Origin of the sequence: Myxosarcina sp. GI1, assembly GCF_000756305.1 — a bacterium.
GTDB lineage: Bacteria > Cyanobacteriota > Cyanobacteriia > Cyanobacteriales > Xenococcaceae > Myxosarcina.
Genome location: NZ_JRFE01000050.1, coordinates 49,006 through 66,556 on the forward strand (window position 1 = coordinate 49,006; position 17,551 = coordinate 66,556).

Genomic DNA, 17,551 nt, shown 5'->3' on the forward strand with positions numbered 1-17,551 from the left:
AACTTAACCCGCTCTAAAATTGGCTACGTTTAATTTTGCGGCGATACTGGGTTTTTGGTACGTTTCCGAGTTCGCGGCTAACTTCTAAAAACACGTCACGAGCTAGCCAGGGATACTGAGCGAGCCAAAGATTTTGTTTGGGAAAGTAAGCATCGCTAATTTTGTCGATTGCTGAAAGGTCGGGACGGTTGGATAGCACTACTAATTGGGCAACTTGACCTGTAGTAATGGCTTTATGAATTCGCTTTAAAGGAGCATGTACTTCTAGTTCAAAACCAGTTTCGTCAACTAGAACCACATTGATCCAGCGTTCGCGGTTTTCTACGATGACTAATTCGCCTCGCTTGTTTACTGTTTCTTCTTCACCAATTAATTCTTCAGTTAGATAAACTTCAACAACTTTTCCCTGCCAAAAACCACCGTATTTAAAGCGGCGAGCAGTAGAGTTACGAGTGCTAGCTAAATATACGGGACACCACAGCCAATAAAGTCCAGAGATCGCACCTAACAACAACAGTAAAGCCTGTCCCGATTCGCCAATTATCAAATCTATAATTAAAATGACTACTATTGCTACTACAGATATCAGCAGACGATTGAGTAAATCTTGCCATTTTCCCCAGTAGTGAGAGTACTGTTGACTGGTAGCAATTAATGGAATTAGTTGTTCTAATTTTTCTCGCGTTAGAGGTATTAACATAGAGTTTTACAGCGACGGGTATCGATGAGGGAAATTGAAAATTTGAGAAACAAGTTTAATAGATGTGTTGTCTATGTTGACATATTCAGTTAGCAATGCCACAAAGTTTGCAGTTGGTACAACTAACCTGGCTGAGTTTGGGAAATAAAGATTATGTTCGACTTAGATACATTTAGGGTTAATAAGGCTATTTTAGTCTCTCTTTCTACCTTGCTCTTACCAGGGGCAATCGCTGTTCCTATGAAAGTAAGGGCACAGCAAGCAAATTCTTTTAGCTCGACAACACAATTACTAGCTCAAGCTCAAACCGCTGCCATCGAGTCAGAAATCCTGGCAGAAATCAATCGCGCTAGAACTCAACCTCAAGCCTATGCCGACTGGCTGGAGCAACAACAGCAATATTACCAAGGTATTTTGTTAAAGCTGCCAGGGGAACAAGCTATTAGAACCAATCGTGGCTTCAAAGCTTTACAAGAAGCGATCGCTTTTTTACGCCAACAACCGCCTTTACCACCTTTAAGCAGTTCTGAAGCTTTGTCAGCTACAGCAGAAACTCAGTTAGATGCGATCTTTAATTTTACTAATGGCATCAATATTAATCTCGACAATATTAGCTACAGCCTTGTTACTCCTCAAGCAATTGTCATGCAGTTAATTGTAGACGATCGCTTTCCAGATCGCCGTCGCCGTCTTAGCTTGTTTACTACAGAGTCAGAACAAGCGGGAATTGTCTGTGAGCCTGACGAACGATACGATAACATTTGCGCGATCGCCTACAAACCAGATAGCGCAATCGCTAGTAATACGCGATCGGATACGGAAGTAACTACTACTGAGACTGCTACCCTACCTCCACCAACTCCGCCCGAAAATTCTCAATCTACCATCAGTAGTACCGTTCCAGAGCCTCCAGCTAATAACTCGACTCCCGATATATTTATTTCTCCCACTGAAGAAACTGTAGAATCTTTAGAATCCTCTAATTCTGAAAACAGCTTACCAGAAGTACCGAGTATTGAAGTAGCAGTACCACCTGCTGAAACAGTTGCCGACACTGAAGTAGCTAACCAGACAGAAGCCAACACTTCGGAGGAAGTTGCTATTACTCAGAATGATTCTCGTTTGTTAGAAAAAGTAGAGCGTGGTGCTTTAGCATCAGGAGATAAAACAGTTCCCGACGATGGTAGTTTTTACGATTCTTATCCCCTCGAAGGTGATGCAGGAGAGTCTTTTATCGTTAGCTTAGAAAGCGATGAATTCGATACTTTTGTGGCGGTTATGGACGCAGAAGGTAAGATTCTAGAACAAAACGACGATATCAGCGACGATAACAGCAACTCGCGATTGCGCGTTACCCTGCCCGACAAGGGAGTATATCAGGTAATTGTCAACGCCTACGATGAAGGCGGAACGGGTAGTTATGTTTTAACTATAAGTCGATGAGCTAAATTATGCTGTACGATTTTCTCTATTTGTCAATTATCCTCCAAATAAAGCTCCGATCGCTTTACCCATATTTTCGGGCTGCATAGCGGCAGTAGCGGCAGTAGGTTCGTAGCCGCAGTGAACCATGCAGTCAGCACATTTAGGGTTGCCGCTGGCTTTGCCGTAGTTATCCCACTTGGTCTTGCTAATTAATTCTTTGTAGCTAGAATAATGTCCTTCATTGAGTAAATAACAAGGTTTTTGCCAGCCCAAAACGCTGTAGCTAGGACTGCCCCAGGGAGTACAGTCAAAGTCTTTATCACCCATTAAAAACTCTAAAAATAAGGGATTGTGGTTAAAATTCCACTTTTTACGCCCCGATTTCCAGGGAGAGAGAATTTCTTTAAATAAAGCTTTGGTTTGTTCCCTTTTGAGGAAGCTTTCCTGGTCTGGTGCCCATTCGTAGCTATAGCCAGGAGAAACCATCATGCCGTCGAGGTTGAGGCTTTCGAGGAAATCAAAAAATTTCTGCATCTTGGCAGGATCGGCACCTTCAAATACGGTGGTGTTGGTAGTAACCCGAAACCCCTGCTGTTTGGCAACGCGAATTGCCGCGATCGCTTTATCGAATACTCCCTGGCGATCGACGCATTTATCGTGTTGTTCTCGCAAGCCGTCTAAATGAACGCTAAAAGTCAGATAGGGAGAAGGGGTAAATTTATGCAGGCTTTTTTCTAACAGCAAGCCGTTGGTGCAGAGATAGACAAACTTTTTCCGCGCTACCAAACCCCTAACAATTTCATCAATTTGGGGATGTAGCAGGGGTTCGCCCCCAGGTATAGAAACTACAGGCGCGCCGCATTCTTCTACGGCAGCAAAACACTGTTCGGGAGTGAGATTTTGCTTGAGTATTTCTGTAGGATGCTGAATTTTACCACACCCAGAACAGGCAAGATTGCAGCGAAACAGAGGTTCGAGCATCAATACTAAAGGAAAATGCTTGCGTCCTAACAATCTTTGAGTGACCAGATATTTACCTACGGTTATCGCTTGCTGTAGTTGAATTGCCATTTCTCACACCTTTATCTTTAGAGGTTATTGTAATGAGATTTTGGCAATTAAGTGTTAAAGTTGGTGCTTTTAAAGCTTTTCTTAACAGTATTAAAAATGTAAAACAAAAGAAATATTTCTGTAAATTAAATTACAATTTTTTAATTCAGATCGCCTTTTCTAGTACACTCGATTTTTAATGTTTAAAGAAAAGATCGTATGACAGATAACTACGAAGAGATGACGCTTAGTGAGGAAGAACGCCAAATCGCAGCAATTCGGCGCGATCGCTATCGAGCTTACTGGCGTGCCAATACTAAATTAATTCGTAACTTATTGATTATTTGGGCGTTGGCTTCTTTAGTTTGCGGAATTTTGCTAGTTCCCCTACTAAACAATATTCAAATTGGTAATGTTCCTTTGGGTTTTTGGATGGCGCAACAGGGAGCAATTTTTATTTTTGTCATTTTAATTTTTGTCTATGCGATCGCAATGGATAAGCTCGATCGCAAATATCGTCAGTAATTTTATAAAAATTAACTATCAACTTTAAAAATTATGTCAGTCGAACTTTGGACTACTATTTTTGTTGCAATTACTTTTATTATTTATCTTTATATTGGCTGGCGATCGCGAGTTAGAGACAGTGAAGGTTTTTTTGTGGCAGATCGCGGCGTACCTGCCTTAGCTAATGGCGCGGCTACCGCAGCCGACTGGATGTCAGCAGCTTCGTTTATTTCGATGGCGGGATTAATTTCCTTTTTGGGCTACGACGGCTCGATGTATCTTATGGGTTGGACTGGTGGCTTTGTCTTACTTGCCTTGCTGCTCGCTCCCTATCTTCGCAAGTTTGGTAAATATACCGTTCCCGATTTTGTCGGCGATCGCTACTACTCAGTGTGGGCGCGTTTGGTGGCAGTAGTGGCAGCAATCTTTGTCTCACTTACCTATGTGGCGGGGCAAATGCGCGGAGTAGGAATTGTTTTTAGCCGTTTTCTACAGGTAGATATTAATACTGGTGTGATAATCGGGATGATTATCGTGGCATTTTTTGCCATTTTAGGAGGTATGAAGGGCATTACCTGGACGCAGGTAGCGCAGTACACTGTGTTGATTTTTGCCTTTATTATTCCCGCCGTAGCGATCGCACTAAAATTAACTGGCAATCCCATACCGCAACTGGCTTTTAGCTTTAGCGATATCGTCCCCAAACTCAATCAGATACAGGTAGATTTAGGTTTTGCCGAATATACCCAACCTTTTGTCGATAAATCGATGCTGGATATCCTGTTTATCACTATTGCTTTGATGGTAGGTACGGCAGGATTACCCCACGTTATTGTCAGATTTTATACCGTACCTTCGGCTCGTGCCGCTCGTTATTCGGCTGGTTGGGCATTGTTATTTATTGCCATTCTCTATACTACTGCCCCTGCGGTATCGGCTTTTGCCCGCTACAACCTCATTGACAGTCTGCACGATAAAACCATTGCTGAAGTACAGCAACTAGACTGGGCAAATAAATGGTCGAATACGGGACTGTTAGGCTTTGAAGATAAAAACAACGACGGTAGAATCGAGCTAACCCCCGATGAAACCACCAGCGAAATCACTATCGATCGCGATATTATCGTGCTAGCAACTCCTGAAGTTGCCAGTCTTGCTCCTTGGGTAATAGCTTTAGTTGCCGCAGGCGGTTTGGCTGCCGCTCTATCTACAGCTTCTGGGCTACTATTAGTTATTTCTAGTTCTATCGCCCACGATGTTTACTATCGCATTATCAATCCCAACGCTTCAGAAAGTCGCAGGGTAATGGTAGGTAGAATTATGGTGGGATTTGCGATCGCCATTGCTGGTTATTTTGGCGTTAATCCTCCTGGTTTTGTGGCTGAGGTAGTAGCCTTTGCCTTCGGTTTGGCGGCAGCTAGCTTCTTCCCCGTAATTTTATTGGGGATTTTTGACAGTCGTACCAACCGCGAAGGCGCGATCGCTGGAATGATCGTCGGCTTGGCATTTACGCTCTTTTATATTATCGGCAATAAATTTTATGGCATGCCCCCTTGGTTTTTAGGCATTTCTCCTGAAGGTATCGGTACTGTAGGTATGATACTCAACTTTATCATTACCTATACTGTCTCTCGCCTGACACCACCGCCACCAAGAGAAATTCAAGCAATGGTAGATAATTTGCAATCTCCTGAAGGAAATTTTTAGTCAGAAAAAGGAAAAGGTAACAAAACCTTTTCCTTTTTTATTTAAAATGCGGTCAACAAACATAAAATAAATACTTCCGTCCACTCTACTACCGCACCGTAAGTGTCTCCAGTATGTCCCTTTAACTGCCAGTAAAAATAATATCCCGTTAGCAAAGCGATCGCGCAACTAACAGAATTTAAGAAAACAATTTGCCACCAGGTTAAATATTCCAGCCACCAGATAACACCGTCAAACAACAGGATAAATACCAGTCCCAACAATAAATCTTGTGGTAGGCGCAGATTTTCTTTGTGAAACGCTCCCGTTCCTGTTTCTCTTAAATAAGGATAACAAGCGATCGCTGCCACTTGTCCCCATCTCGCCCAACTTGCAGCCAGCATTAATACCAGCCAAAGAGGAAGCGTAGTTTCACTTAAAGCGACAGTTTTTAAAAGAATAATAATTACTGCGGCGATCGCTCCATAAGCACCAGTCGCACTATCTTTCATTACTTCCAAACGACGGCTGATATCCGTAACTGCCAGACCATCAGCAGCATCCATTACCCCATCTAAATGCAATCCACCTGTAATTCCTACCCACATCGCTACAATAATGGCACTGCTAGTTAGATTGGGGAAATTGCCAAATCGTAAAGCGAGCGATAATAAGCCCAATGTTGCTCCAACTGTTAAGCCAACTAAAGGCGACCAACGAGCAACACGCTGCCACTCTCCAATCCAACCCTGTGGCAAAGGTATTATGGTATAAAAAATTACACAGCTTGCCAAAGAACGAAGTAATCGTTTGAATTGAAGCCATAATAACTCTAGAGAAGTTTTTGACACAGAAAAATTCTTAGATAAAAATTCATACGATAGCAGGGAAATATTGAGTTAATATTGTTTCATAGATTACTTTATTTTTGACTGTAACAAACTGTCATTGCAGACAGTGTATGAGTTCAAGCGCAAAACTTATTTATATTGCGATCGTTATAACTACTTATTTATTACTATTTGCGTGTGTTTAAATTTTGTCAGTCAAAAGCTACGTATTGATAATCAACCAGATGTTCATTTACTAACAATAATCTTGAATATTGCCAATTGAGTTTGGAATATCGGATAAAAGCTCTGCTATGAGTCAACACAAATCTTCACAATCCTTTCCCGCACCTTGTATCGTCGATACGGGAATTGTTATTAATCGAGATGATATCAAACGTTTGTTGAACGACCTTGGTTGTGTTCGCTATGTTCATACGATCGATAACCATTTACATAGCAAAGGCGAAGGTAAAGTAAGAGAAGTATTTAACGATCCCGATCGAGCTACTCTAATTGCTAATGGTAATCTCTACATTAATATTCAAAGTTTTAACTATTTACAACTCGGTCAATCTTCTGAGGCAGAAGTCTGTTTCGATTTGATTCAAGAAAATCTTCAACTGCGCTTGATTCCTCTGTCGCCATCTTCAAAACAAAACGATCGAGATCTTGATGCCGCAGTGATAGAAGCAATGGTAGCAGAAGTGCTTTCGGCTCGTTTGGACGTACAGTTAGACGATGAAGACTTCTAAACATTGACCATTGAACTTTGACGGACGTTTGCTGAGGTTTCCTCAGCAAACGTCCGTCACAAGCGCAGCCTCTTTCAGAGGCAAGTCGCGACGCAGGAGCGACGCTTTGGGCGATTCCGCCCTGCGAGGAAACCTCCTCGACTCTAATGACTCAGGAACGCGCGAGTTGAACATTAAACAATGAATGAGGTAAATGCTCAATGTTAAATGCTAAATGCTAAATGATTCAAAGGTGGGATTTTCGTTTCAGTGCCAAGCAACCTGTAATCATACTCAAGCTAGAGCGGGAGTGTTTTATACACCTCACGGCATCGTAGAAACACCGCGGTTTATGCCCGTAGGTACTCTAGCAACGGTAAAAGGAATTACCCCTCGACAGTTAGAAGATGCCCAGGCGCAGATGATTTTGGCTAATACCTACCATCTCCATTTGCAGCCAGGAGAAAAGATAATTGAAGCGGCAGGGGGTTTGCATCAGTTTATGGGCTGGAATAAGCCTATTTTGACCGATTCGGGTGGATTTCAGGTTTTTAGCCTTAGCGAACTGCGAAAGATTAGTGAAGCAGGAGTTACTTTTCGTTCGCCTCGCGATGGCAGTATTATCGAACTGACACCAGAAAAATCGATTCAAATTCAAAATGCTTTGGGTGCCGATGTCATCATGGCATTTGATGAATGTCCTCCTGCTGATGCTACCAAAGAACAAGTACGAGAAGCTACAGAAAGAAGCTATCGTTGGTTGAAAAGATGCGTGTCAGCGCATCAATATCCCGAAAAACAGGCTTTATTCGGAATCGTACAGGGAGGAATACACTTAGATCTACGCTTCAAAGCGGTAAAAGATTTAGTCGCCTTAGATTTACCAGGTTATGCTATTGGTGGCGTTAGCGTCGGGGAAGCAACGGAACTGATTAACGAAACGGTAAAGTATACTGCTCCTTTATTACCAGCAGACAAACCCCGCTATTTAATGGGAGTAGGAACCTATAAAGAAATGGTACGGGCGATCGCTTCAGGAATCGATTTATTTGATTGTGTAATTCCTACCCGTTTGGGAAGACACGGTACGGCTTTGGTAAAAGGCGACAGAATAAATATAAAAAATGCTGCCTATCGAGAAGATTATTCCCCTCTAGATCGAGATTGTTCCTGTTATGCCTGTCAAAATTTTAGCCGTGCTTACCTAAATCACCTGGTGCGATCGCGCGAAATGTTAGGCTATATTTTATTATCCCTACACAACATTACCGAACTGATCGGTTTTACTCGGCAAATTCGCCAGTCAATTTTTGAAGATACTTTTACTACTGATTTTGCTGGCTGGTTGAATGACTAAGCTAAATTATTGCGATTGCTTTAAAAAACTAAAATTTTGTCCCAATGTCAGTTAAAGACGTAATTCATACAGAACAATCTTACATATCGGCATTATTCGAGCAACTAAACCCTAGTTATTCTAGTTATGCTTCGCCTTATTTGATTCAAGATAAAATTAAATTTATCGATCTTTTTGCAGGTATTGGAGGAATGCGTATTGCTTTTCAGACCAACAAAAGCCAATGTGTTTTTTCCTCTGAATGGGATAAATATGCTCGACAAACCTATCAAGCAAATTTTGGTGAAATTCCTTATGGAGATATTAATTTACTTTCGCCTCAAGAGATTCCCGACCATGATATTCTGCTCGCTGGATTTCCCTGCCAACCCTTTAGTAGTATTGGCAAACGAGAAGGTTTTTTACATCAAACTCAGGGAACCTTATTTTATTCTATTGCCAAAATTTTAGAAACCAAAAAACCTTTTTGTTTTTTACTAGAAAATGTTCCAGGCTTAGTAACTCACGACAAAGGCAAAACTTTTCAAGTTATTTTACAAACCTTAGATGCTCTTAACTACGATACCCGCTACATAATCTTAAACGCCGCACGATTTCAGCTTCCTCAAATTAGAGATAGAATTTATATAATAGGTTTTCAAAGAGATTATTTAAACAGCAGAATTAATTTTTCTTTTCCTTTAGGAGAAGACAATAACGTGTATATAGACAGGTTTATAGAGCAAGGTGTCGGAAACTATTCAATCAGCAAACATTTACAAAAAACCTATTTATTTAAAAAAGATGATGGTAGACCTCAAATAGTCGATTGCTCTTCCAAAATTAAAGTAAAAACTTTAGTTTCGACCTACCATAAAATTCAAAGATTAACTGGCACATTTGTTAGAGATGGCGAAACGGGAATTAGATTATTAACTCAAAATGAATGCAAATCTATTATGGGTTTTCCTGATAATTTTGTTTTTCCCGTTTCTCGTACTCAAATGTATAGACAATTAGGAAACTCTGTAGCTGTTCCCGTTGTCAAAGCTATTGCCGATCGCATTTATCAAACAATAAGTGCTAATTGTCACTTTGTCCAAAATAATGCTGTTTTAAATAAAAATTTTTGAAACATGGATGAAAATAAAAAACTGTCTCAAAAAGAGTTTATTTTTCAATATTATTTAGAAAGACCCAATCGAGCTATAAAACACCAAGATATTATTCCTAAAATAGTTGAGGCTTGGCAAGAACTTTATGAAACACCTTTGGCAGATCCAGACCGTGCAATTAGAAAACTTTTTGAAGAAGGTAGATTAGTCAAGGTAAAAAAAGGAGTATATAAATACGATCCCAATTATGTGGCAATAGCAAAAGCAGATACTTTTCCCGAAGCAATGAGACAAGAGATATTTGCCAGAGATAATTACAAATGTGTAATTTGTGGTCAAGGTAAAAAAGAAGGACTAGAAATACATGCCGACCATATCAGACCAAGAGAACTGGGCGGCGAAAATACTATTGAAAATGGACAAACTCTTTGTAGTCGCCATAATATGCTGAAAAAAAATCTGCATCAAACAGAAACAGGCAAAAAAATGTTTATCAAACTATACGATTTAGCCAAAAAAGAAAAAGACGAAAGACTGGTAAACTTTGCCTTAGAAATTTTATCGATATATGAAAAGCATAATATAAACGGTCATATATCTTGGCAGGAAGAATAATTAAAAGAAGTATTATCGTTCACCAATATTCAATCGGTATCAAAAGCCCAAGATTGAATAAGACACGAACCATGATAATATTTTTACTATATTTTAAGAAAATTCTTGGAAGGTAGATAAATATATGGAAGCTGCAATGCTATTGGCAAAGCTGCCAGAAGCTTATGCTATGTTTAACCCACTAGTAGACGTTTTGCCCTTGATTCCCTTGTTTTTCCTGTTATTGGCTTTTGTTTGGCAGGCTGCAGTCGGATTCAAATAAATTTAATTTATCGTCTGTTTGTGTTTTAAGGCATCCCATATCAGGGATGCTTTTTTATTGGCTAAACTCAAAAGCGATCGCCAATGGCAAAAATTATTTCACTATCTCCCTCATCATTAAGGGCAAACTCCAATCTCACCGCTCCAACAGGAGTAAGGGCGCGCAAGCCCAAACCGTAACCCAAACCGCTATTAGGCTTATCTCGCACTTGCGCGGGTCGTCCGATAACATCGTCGTTCGTACCTAAATCGCTGCCGTAATCGATAAAAAAAGTGCCACCTACGTCGATATATCTTTTAAATACCCTAAAAGCTGATATTGGATAGCGATATTCTGCCGTAGCTTGAATAAAGCTACGTCCCGTACTTAGTTCCCCCGATCCATAACCGCGTACCGAGCTAGAACCACCCAAAGTAAAAGCTTCATAAGGCGGTACTTCTCCTAAAATAGTTCCTCCCTGAAAATTTAGTACCAAAGTTCGTGCTCCCTCAGTAAAACCAAAGAGATTTAGAGGCAAGTAATGAGTATAGTTAGCCGCCAGACGATTGTAAACAATACTGGCATCGCCAACGGGAATAGATTGGTCGCTACCAAATTGAAGCTTAAAACCTTCGGTAGGGTATTGAGAATTGTTTTGTCGATCTAAAACAGCAGCAAAATTAATAGTCAACAGATCGTCTTGTCCGTCATCACTTACAGTTAAGCGATCGCCCAATTCGTCGCGAGCTTCGATGCTTTTAGAAAAAGCCCTTTCTCTCACAGAAATACGCTGATAGGAAATACCAATCGCGCCGACAAAATCTCTAGCCAGAGGTTGAAAATACTCCATACCACCGCCAATACGATGAATCCAAGGATCGTTATCATCAGGTAGATCGACATCGATATCGCCTTCATCAAACTCAGGCTCTACATTTCGTTGATTGAAAAAATTAATTCCATAACCCGTATCGTGCCTGAGATAATTGCGATAGCCTAGATTAAATCCAAATTTTTGTTCGCCTCCTTCTATACCAAGGCTTGCTTGCTGGTTGGTACCGCCAAGATTTCTCAACCCAAAGCGAACACCTCCAGATGTACCTGTAGAGCTATTAGACAAAGCATGAACTACATTTGGTTTAACCGTACCTTGTAAAGCCGTAGGCGGTTCTAAAGTCAAACCAAAAGCAAAATAGGCAGACTTCTTTTCTGCTACTGTCACTACCATTACGGCTTCATCAGTTGTCGCCCCAGGCTCTAAGGTTAATTTGGCGAGATCGACAATGTCTAGTTTTCTGACTCCATTTAAGCCTTGCAGGGCTAATTTTTGGTTATAAACATCTCCAGGCTGTAGGGCAAATTCACGAATAATAATTGTTGGTTTAGTTTGTCCCGTAGTTATATCGCCGTTTTTATCTACAAAACGTACTTCAATTTCGCTAATAGTTATGTTGTTGCCTGCTGGTACGGTGGTTGTTGTTTCTGTCTGTGACTGAAAACTTGAATTAGATTGACTAACTTTAACAATTCGTTCTGACGATAGGCGATCGCTAGAACTAAACGTTAGTTTTGATTGCGCCAGAGCCGTTTTAATTTCACCAAAACCAACTGCAATAAATGACAAACAAAATAAAGACGACTTAATCATCTATTATTTAAAGCACTTTATGTGTATGTTCGTGCTGTTTGACATTATCTTCAGGACGCACGATATTTTCAGAGTTAAGAACTCTTTTCCGTTCCAAAGAATAGTTAAAATCTTGTTTAATAGTTCCTAAAGGTATATGTTTTTTAGCTTCAGGACGACTTTTGTAGGTTCGAGCGGCAGCTAAAATTCTTTCCTCGAAACGCTCGCACAGACTAGCATCTTGAGGTAGTTCTGAGGGAATTTGAATTTTATCTCCAATTAAAATCTCTCCAAGAGTTTTAGAACAAGCTGCTTGATAAGAAGTCGGAATTTTCTCGATTAGTGCTTCTAATGCAGCCGAAGGAATTGGTTCGACAATTTTAACTTCTGTTACTTCTCCTTCTTCTCTCAAGAAACAAGTAGCAACTCCTAAAACGCAATAATCTTCTGTAGATAAATCTGTGGCTTGTGTAAGTAAGGTCGTGTTAGTCATAAATTTAATTTTAGGTATAGCATTTTTTAGCTAATTCGATACAAAAACAATCGATATTTAGCAATGTAAATGAATTTATCGGGCAACACAAGCCCTGGATATTTTCTCGGTAGACGGCACTCACGTTTTGAAAAAACAAATCCTACGGAGAAAGCTACTCTCCAAAAGGGCTTCAGCAACGCCAACGGAACTATTCCGTTCAATATTGTACCCAAATAGCCACTTTCATCAAAAATTGTTATGAAACCAAACACTTGTTTTAAGCAATAAGTACTAATGATAAGTTGCCAGTTAAAAGTTACTAACAAGCTGGACTGGCGAAAAACTTAAATTAATGATAAAAAATGATATTTTTTTTAAATCTTTGGGAATTCTGCTTAAGTAAGCTAGTTGGTTTTGATTTCTGTTGTGTACTAAGAAAGTTTCAATCTCATTAAAACTTAACCGAATCTTCATCTAAGAACGGTCAATAATTATGAGATAGTGCGCTTAGTATCCAATTCGGTAGTCAGTGTCCCTCTGAAAGACCATAAGTTTTAGGTTGCTTTAAATAAGCTTGAGTATTTGTCAAACCCACTGTCTTTTTCAAAGAAAACCATCAGAGCGTAAAGGTAAATCAATACGCAGCGATTACACGGGACGTTCCAGCTAGAGAGTTAGGTCAGACAACGTAGCTTTTTTAAAGAGGTTTAATTGATGCCATGCCAATCGAAAATCGAGATTGCGAGCGATTTCAGTCCTCAAGTGCGAGCTTGTCATCTTCTAATATGACTGAAACATCGATGTGTCTGTTTTCTCCTCTATCTTACGGAGAAAAACTAAACTCAGAAGCCAGACTTAAAACTTTTTTAGCAGAAAAAGCATCTCAAGGAGATTATGCAGTTGCGATCGCTATACTAGATCGATTAATTGCCCTCCGTCCCAATAGTGCGATTAACTACAACAATCGAGGTTTAATGCACTTCCGTAATAACCAAATATTAGAAGCAATCGTCGATTTGTCTCTGGCTTTAGAGTTAGATCCCGAACTTGACAGTGCTTACAATAATCGAGCCAATTGTCATGCAGCCCAGGGTAACTTAGCAGAAGCGATCGCCGATTACGATTTAGCACTCGATCTCAATCCTGCTAATCTTAGAGCCTGGATCAATCAGGGAATTACTTTCCGCGAACTGGAAATGTATGACTCGGCTCTAGAAAACTTCGACTTTGCTTTAACAATTGGTACCCGTTATCGAGAGAGAATTTACGCCGAGAGAGGACGCTGTTATTATTTAAGAGGCGATTGGAATTGTGCTGTTGCCGATTATCAGCGGAGTTTGGAACTGTTAAAAGACGATCTCAATCGAGCTAAATACCGAGAGAAAGTCATGGGGTGGTGGGAAGAATTATACAATCATCTGCGCGGGAAATGAGCAGGGGACTAAGATACGGGGAGACGAAGGGATTTACGGTGCTTACAAGCTCTGAAGGCTTCCTCCAGAGACAGCCCCTCCTCTACGAGAGTGAAATCTCCAAGTACCCAAGTCTCCCTTGCACCCCTGCACCCCTGCTTGGTTATTCTTCTTGGCGATCGCTATCTTTATTTGGCAGCCAATAAATTCTGCTGCGATTGGGTGCTAACAGCGAACTATATTGTTCCATAAGATTCCGAGTTTGTTGGGGATCGAAATTATGATTGAGTTGCTGGCGTAGTTCTGCGACTTTAGCTTCTGTTTGACTTACCTGAATACGAAGTTCTTTTAACTTTGCCTGTTGAGAAAGATGATATGGGAGTAGCTTAACTAAAGAGCCAATTGAAGCGATCGCAATTATCCAGCTAAAAATCAGCTTGAGCCAAACTTCACCAGTAACTCCACGATAAGTACTTTTTTTGTGAGAACGCTGCGATCGGGGTCGATTTCGATCCATTTAAATAACTCCATTACTAAGCTCTGGCTGAGACTTTAGATTAGCAATTTTTTAGTCTTTTGCCGATCTAAAACTCAGCTTTAGCTAGCAAGGAGCTATTTATTTCCAGACTTTAGCAGTCTTGAGTAATTAAAGACTTATTTGTAAAGTTCTGTAGACAGACGAATTGCCATAATTCCGGGAATTAAAGCCACCAACAAAGCTACAAAAACTTGAGTATCAGATAAAGGCATAAAAATTTACTCCTGTTTAAACTTAAAAAAAGATATTCATTCCTTAATTTGCGTCATAATTGACCCCAAACCAAACAAATCGTTACAAGATGCAACATAATTAATAAAAGCGGTGAGAACCTGGCAAGGAAACCTCGCTTAAGGAAGGCTTACCAAGTCGCCAACTAAAAAATCCAGAATTTAGAACCAAGTTTTGGTAAAGTCGCTATGCGACCGAGAAAATAAATACAAAAACCAAAGATATGTTGCAAGTAGCGACAATATCTTCAATAGTTATCGCTCTGGAGAAAGACAGTGAATGCTTGAAGATTCATTTGATTATTTTGATTATTTAGCGGATATGGGGTTTCAAACTCCTCTGATTTTATTAGTTTTAGTAGTTTTAGAAGCCGTACTCTCAGCCGATAATGCGATCGCCCTGGCATCAATCGCTCAGGGTTTACCCGATGCAAAAATGCAGCGCAAGGCTCTTAATGTTGGCTTGATCGCCGCCTATGTATTAAGAATTGTTTTAATTTTGACTGCTACTTGGGTGATTCAATTTTGGCAATTTGAGTTATTGGGAGCAATGTATTTATTGTGGTTGGTGTTCAACTACTTCGTTAATGACGAAGATGAGTCAGAACAACCCAAAAAACACCTCAAGTTTTCTTCTTTCTGGCAAATAATTCCCACAATTGCAATCACCGATTTAGCTTTTTCTCTCGATAGCGTAACTACAGCGATCGCTATTGCCGATGAAACTTGGCTGATTATTGCTGGTGGTACTATCGGAGTCATTTCGCTGCGATTTCTTGCCGAATTATTTATTCGTTGGTTAGAAGAATATACTTATTTAGAAGATGCAGGATTTATTACTGTCGGTTTTGTCGGATTGCGGTTATTTCTCAAAGCACTTTTCCCTGGCTTAATTATCCCCGAATGGGTGACAATTGCCATAGTTGCAGTATTTTTTACCTGGGGGTTTTCTAAGCGAGAGCCAATAGAATCGTCAGGTGGAGATGGTTAAATTTGAGTCAATAGAGATGCTTGAAAATAATTATTTAACGACTTAGCTTTAAAGCGTTAACAGGTACCTCGTTCCAAGTCTCGACAGTTCGCAAGCGAGCTACCCAACCTTTTTGCTTTTGTTCGTCACTGAGATTATTTTGCCAATTTTGATGGCAATCTTTGGCAGCCTCTTCATCAAGACAGGCAATACAAGAATAAATAATGCCGCTCGGATCGATTTGCTCGTTCACCCAAATAGTCATTAATAGCTAGAAATTGCTAAGTATTATCGATAACATCCTACGACAGTTTGAGCCGTTGCCCGACCGTATGCAATTAAATTTCATCAAGATTGTTACCGATTGCTAGATAATCGAACCTCGTCGCGCCAGAAAACGATTGAATCGTTTAAAGGTTGAATAGTCGTTTGAGGATAATAGAAGCTGAGAATTTGTGCTGCTGTCCAACCGAGATTGGCTAAATTGTAAGAGCCGTACTGACTCAAACCCACTCCATGACCGAAACCACCGCCAATAAAATTATAGGCTTTGAGTCGCTTGTCTTCATCGTAAACTGGTTCTAAATAAAACAAAGTGCTGATGGGTGCTTCAAAAGCACTGCGAACATCGTTTTTGTGAAGCTGTATTTTGCCCTTATCGGTTTGAATTGTCAGAGTTAAAATTCTGCCAGAAGGCGATCGCTTTTGGACTTGCATCCACTCGATAGTAGTAAAATTTGCTAGTGGATGATGGGTTTTGTTTAAATAGCGGCGCAGATCTCGATCTAAATCTTTGATTTTGCTGGTTTTGTGCCAGCGAAAGACACTACGTCCTGTTTCGTTAAACCCTTGTTTTAAACTTAAAAAACGACGTAGATTGGTTTCGTCGTCTAGAGGATGTTCGGACAAATTCCAAACCTGTTGGGTAGAATCGATAATTGCCTGAAGATAAGGACGATCTGCACCCTGCCAAGCATCATCGAAAGACGCAGTAACTCCTCCAGTAGTAGAGGAATAGAGAGCATCTACCAGTTCGTTTTGGTAGGTCAAAACCAAACCCCTGCTAGCTTCAATAGCGCGATCGCTGGTAGGATTAGTTCCCGATAAACCTTTGTATACCTGGCAGTGTACCGTAGCACAAAGCTGATAGTCATCGGCAGCAAAACGCCGTAAATTTCTCAAGGCGTAGGTACGAGCGATGATAGTCTGTGCGGCAACGGCTTGAGGTGGCGCACTTGCGCCAATTTCGTATGGTACGACACCTCTAAGATAGGTTTCTAAAGGAACGTGGTTAACTAAAGTATATTCACCAAAAGCGTTGGGTTGCAGTTCCAAACTACCACCATAAAGACTAGGAGTATCATCACCATCATTAATTTTGACTTTTATTAAGTTTTTTTGACTAGTAATCTCGACTTCATCCTGCTGATATTTTTTACCAGCAATAGTTAGAGTAGCTTGTGGTTGGTGAGTTAGCATTTCTGACGATAAATAAGCTTCCTCATAACCATTTGCCTGTAAACTGTGCAGCAACCAACGACGAACTAGAGGAGTCGAATAAACATCTCGTTTTGCCCAAACTTGCCAGCGTCCAGGCTGAAGTATTTCTACTTCGATGCCGAGCTTTTTCCAGGAGTTAGCAACAGCTTCGGCAGTTTCAAAAGTGGCGCGATCGCTTAACACCAGCCTTTCTGATAACTGAGGTTTGCTTAAAGGTTGTGGCTCTATATCAAGTACGATCTTTTGAGTTTGAATAACTTTTTTAGTTTCGGGAAAACTTACCGTAAGAGAATCACCTGAAGTACTACTAATTGTAACTTCTTCAATTGCAGGTTCCTTATCGTTAATGGGTTTAGCACCCAATCTTTGAATTATCCCAACCTGTAGCTCTATTTCATCAGTAGCAACAGCAACAGCAGTTTCTATTCCCAAAAAGCAGCTTAGTAAAGCGATCGCCAAACTACGACCAACCACGGTAATCTCAAACATTAAAATATAACTTTTTCTAGCGATGATAGGTGAAAATACTAAGTTAAATTGCGAAGCAAATCTTCGTAATT

19 protein-coding genes are annotated in these 17,551 nt (G+C 40.4%); 10 read left to right on the plus strand and 9 right to left on the minus strand.

Annotation, left to right across the window (positions count from 1 at the left end; translation table 11 throughout):
* Window positions 1-13 precede the first annotated feature (13 nt).
* Window positions 14-700 (minus strand): hypothetical protein, encoded by a 687-nt coding sequence (locus KV40_RS26600; protein WP_036487601.1) that lies wholly within the window; start codon window positions 698-700, stop codon window positions 14-16.
* 153 nt (window positions 701-853) lie between these two features.
* On the opposite strand from KV40_RS26600, the gene KV40_RS32680 reads away from it, so the two are divergent.
* Window positions 854-2,143, plus strand: a complete 1,290-nt coding sequence (locus KV40_RS32680; RefSeq protein ID WP_052055993.1) for a PPC domain-containing protein — start codon at window positions 854-856, stop codon at window positions 2,141-2,143.
* A 36-nt stretch (window positions 2,144-2,179) separates the two neighbouring features.
* On the opposite strand, the gene hpnH is transcribed toward KV40_RS32680, so the two are convergent.
* A complete protein-coding gene (gene hpnH, locus KV40_RS26610; protein WP_036487603.1) occupies window positions 2,180-3,196 on the minus strand; it encodes an adenosyl-hopene transferase HpnH in 1,017 nt (338 codons plus the stop codon).
* Between the two features lie 219 nt (window positions 3,197-3,415).
* Between hpnH and KV40_RS26620 the strand changes: the two genes are divergently transcribed.
* Together KV40_RS26620 and KV40_RS26625 are read left to right on the plus strand one after the other, a co-directional pair.
* A complete protein-coding gene (locus KV40_RS26620) occupies window positions 3,416-3,700 on the plus strand; it encodes a DUF4212 domain-containing protein (protein WP_371260843.1) in 285 nt (94 codons plus the stop codon).
* A gap of 33 nt (window positions 3,701-3,733) precedes the next feature.
* Entirely contained in the window at window positions 3,734-5,389 is a 1,656-nt protein-coding gene (locus KV40_RS26625) for a sodium:solute symporter family protein (RefSeq protein WP_036487607.1), read from the plus strand.
* 41 nt (window positions 5,390-5,430) lie between these two features.
* Here KV40_RS26625 and cobS read toward each other — a convergent pair whose 3' ends face one another.
* On the minus strand, window positions 5,431-6,219 hold the full coding sequence (gene cobS, locus KV40_RS26630; RefSeq protein WP_036487609.1) for an adenosylcobinamide-GDP ribazoletransferase: 789 nt from the start codon (window positions 6,217-6,219) through the stop codon (window positions 5,431-5,433).
* A gap of 293 nt (window positions 6,220-6,512) precedes the next feature.
* Here cobS and KV40_RS26635 point away from each other — a divergent pair, with 293 nt between their 5' ends.
* From KV40_RS26635 to KV40_RS33795, 5 genes are all read left to right on the plus strand, one after another.
* Complete coding sequence (locus KV40_RS26635) at window positions 6,513-6,953, plus strand: hypothetical protein (RefSeq protein ID WP_036487611.1); 441 nt, start codon at window positions 6,513-6,515, stop codon at window positions 6,951-6,953.
* Window positions 6,954-7,167: 214 nt separating this feature from the next.
* The gene (gene tgt, locus KV40_RS26640) at window positions 7,168-8,289 is read left to right on the plus strand and encodes a tRNA guanosine(34) transglycosylase Tgt (protein ID WP_172657352.1); all 1,122 of its coding nucleotides are present in this window, start codon (window positions 7,168-7,170) and stop codon (window positions 8,287-8,289) included.
* 44 nt (window positions 8,290-8,333) lie between these two features.
* Window positions 8,334-9,401, plus strand: a complete 1,068-nt coding sequence (gene dcm, locus KV40_RS26645) for a DNA (cytosine-5-)-methyltransferase (RefSeq protein WP_036487612.1) — start codon at window positions 8,334-8,336, stop codon at window positions 9,399-9,401.
* 3 nt (window positions 9,402-9,404) lie between these two features.
* Window positions 9,405-9,998 carry an HNH endonuclease gene (locus KV40_RS26650; RefSeq protein WP_036487614.1) on the plus strand — a complete coding sequence of 198 codons (594 nt, stop codon included), beginning with the start codon at window positions 9,405-9,407 and terminating at the stop codon, window positions 9,996-9,998.
* A gap of 124 nt (window positions 9,999-10,122) precedes the next feature.
* Window positions 10,123-10,260: a photosystem II reaction center protein K gene (locus KV40_RS33795; RefSeq protein WP_072013917.1), complete on the plus strand. Its 138-nt coding sequence runs from the start codon at window positions 10,123-10,125 to the stop codon at window positions 10,258-10,260.
* Window positions 10,261-10,327: 67 nt separating this feature from the next.
* Here KV40_RS33795 and KV40_RS26655 read toward each other — a convergent pair whose 3' ends face one another.
* Both KV40_RS26655 and KV40_RS26660 read right to left on the minus strand, forming a co-directional pair.
* Window positions 10,328-11,887: a BamA/TamA family outer membrane protein gene (locus KV40_RS26655; RefSeq protein WP_036487615.1), complete on the minus strand. Its 1,560-nt coding sequence runs from the start codon at window positions 11,885-11,887 to the stop codon at window positions 10,328-10,330.
* A 7-nt stretch (window positions 11,888-11,894) separates the two neighbouring features.
* Complete coding sequence (locus KV40_RS26660) at window positions 11,895-12,359, minus strand: hypothetical protein (protein ID WP_036487616.1); 465 nt, start codon at window positions 12,357-12,359, stop codon at window positions 11,895-11,897.
* 767 nt (window positions 12,360-13,126) lie between these two features.
* Between KV40_RS26660 and KV40_RS26665 the strand changes: the two genes are divergently transcribed.
* A complete protein-coding gene (locus KV40_RS26665) occupies window positions 13,127-13,774 on the plus strand; it encodes a tetratricopeptide repeat protein (protein ID WP_081942952.1) in 648 nt (215 codons plus the stop codon).
* Between the two features lie 142 nt (window positions 13,775-13,916).
* Here the strand turns inward: KV40_RS26665 and KV40_RS26670 are convergent, their stop codons facing one another.
* Both KV40_RS26670 and psaM read right to left on the minus strand, forming a co-directional pair.
* Window positions 13,917-14,270 carry a hypothetical protein gene (locus tag KV40_RS26670; protein ID WP_036487617.1) on the minus strand — a complete coding sequence of 118 codons (354 nt, stop codon included), beginning with the start codon at window positions 14,268-14,270 and terminating at the stop codon, window positions 13,917-13,919.
* A gap of 137 nt (window positions 14,271-14,407) precedes the next feature.
* Entirely contained in the window at window positions 14,408-14,503 is a 96-nt protein-coding gene (gene psaM, locus KV40_RS26675) for a photosystem I reaction center subunit XII (RefSeq protein WP_036487618.1), read from the minus strand.
* Window positions 14,504-14,801: 298 nt separating this feature from the next.
* Here psaM and KV40_RS26680 point away from each other — a divergent pair, with 298 nt between their 5' ends.
* Entirely contained in the window at window positions 14,802-15,512 is a 711-nt protein-coding gene (locus tag KV40_RS26680; RefSeq protein ID WP_036487619.1) for a DUF475 domain-containing protein, read from the plus strand.
* A 34-nt stretch (window positions 15,513-15,546) separates the two neighbouring features.
* Here the strand turns inward: KV40_RS26680 and KV40_RS26685 are convergent, their stop codons facing one another.
* On the minus strand, window positions 15,547-15,756 hold the full coding sequence (locus tag KV40_RS26685) for a hypothetical protein (protein ID WP_036487620.1): 210 nt from the start codon (window positions 15,754-15,756) through the stop codon (window positions 15,547-15,549).
* Between the two features lie 92 nt (window positions 15,757-15,848).
* Complete coding sequence (locus KV40_RS26690; RefSeq protein WP_052055995.1) at window positions 15,849-17,480, minus strand: SpoIID/LytB domain-containing protein; 1,632 nt, start codon at window positions 17,478-17,480, stop codon at window positions 15,849-15,851.
* Window positions 17,481-17,551 lie beyond the last annotated feature (71 nt).

Excerpts from the sequence above, each read along its gene's own strand:
- KV40_RS26625 (WP_036487607.1), top strand. The coding sequence starts at position 3,734 with ATGTCAGTCGAACTTTGGACTACTATTTTTGTTGCAATTACTTTTATT.
- KV40_RS26685 (WP_036487620.1), bottom strand. The coding sequence starts at position 15,756 with ATGACTATTTGGGTGAACGAGCAAATCGATCCGAGCGGCATTATTTAT.
- dcm (WP_036487612.1), top strand. The coding sequence starts at position 8,334 with ATGTCAGTTAAAGACGTAATTCATACAGAACAATCTTACATATCGGCA.
- KV40_RS26600 (WP_036487601.1), bottom strand. The coding sequence starts at position 700 with ATGTTAATACCTCTAACGCGAGAAAAATTAGAACAACTAATTCCATTA.
- KV40_RS26650 (WP_036487614.1), top strand. The coding sequence starts at position 9,405 with ATGGATGAAAATAAAAAACTGTCTCAAAAAGAGTTTATTTTTCAATAT.
- hpnH (WP_036487603.1), bottom strand. The coding sequence starts at position 3,196 with ATGGCAATTCAACTACAGCAAGCGATAACCGTAGGTAAATATCTGGTC.
- KV40_RS26655 (WP_036487615.1), bottom strand. The coding sequence starts at position 11,887 with ATGATTAAGTCGTCTTTATTTTGTTTGTCATTTATTGCAGTTGGTTTT.
- KV40_RS26670 (WP_036487617.1), bottom strand. The coding sequence starts at position 14,270 with ATGGATCGAAATCGACCCCGATCGCAGCGTTCTCACAAAAAAAGTACT.
- KV40_RS26620 (WP_371260843.1), top strand. The coding sequence starts at position 3,416 with ATGACGCTTAGTGAGGAAGAACGCCAAATCGCAGCAATTCGGCGCGAT.
- KV40_RS26635 (WP_036487611.1), top strand. The coding sequence starts at position 6,513 with ATGAGTCAACACAAATCTTCACAATCCTTTCCCGCACCTTGTATCGTC.
- KV40_RS33795 (WP_072013917.1), top strand. The coding sequence starts at position 10,123 with ATGGAAGCTGCAATGCTATTGGCAAAGCTGCCAGAAGCTTATGCTATG.
- KV40_RS26665 (WP_081942952.1), top strand. The coding sequence starts at position 13,127 with ATGACTGAAACATCGATGTGTCTGTTTTCTCCTCTATCTTACGGAGAA.
- KV40_RS26660 (WP_036487616.1), bottom strand. The coding sequence starts at position 12,359 with ATGACTAACACGACCTTACTTACACAAGCCACAGATTTATCTACAGAA.
- KV40_RS32680 (WP_052055993.1), top strand. The coding sequence starts at position 854 with ATGTTCGACTTAGATACATTTAGGGTTAATAAGGCTATTTTAGTCTCT.
- tgt (WP_172657352.1), top strand. The coding sequence starts at position 7,168 with ATGCTAAATGATTCAAAGGTGGGATTTTCGTTTCAGTGCCAAGCAACC.
- KV40_RS26690 (WP_052055995.1), bottom strand. The coding sequence starts at position 17,480 with ATGTTTGAGATTACCGTGGTTGGTCGTAGTTTGGCGATCGCTTTACTA.
- KV40_RS26680 (WP_036487619.1), top strand. The coding sequence starts at position 14,802 with ATGCTTGAAGATTCATTTGATTATTTTGATTATTTAGCGGATATGGGG.
- psaM (WP_036487618.1), bottom strand. The coding sequence starts at position 14,503 with ATGCCTTTATCTGATACTCAAGTTTTTGTAGCTTTGTTGGTGGCTTTA.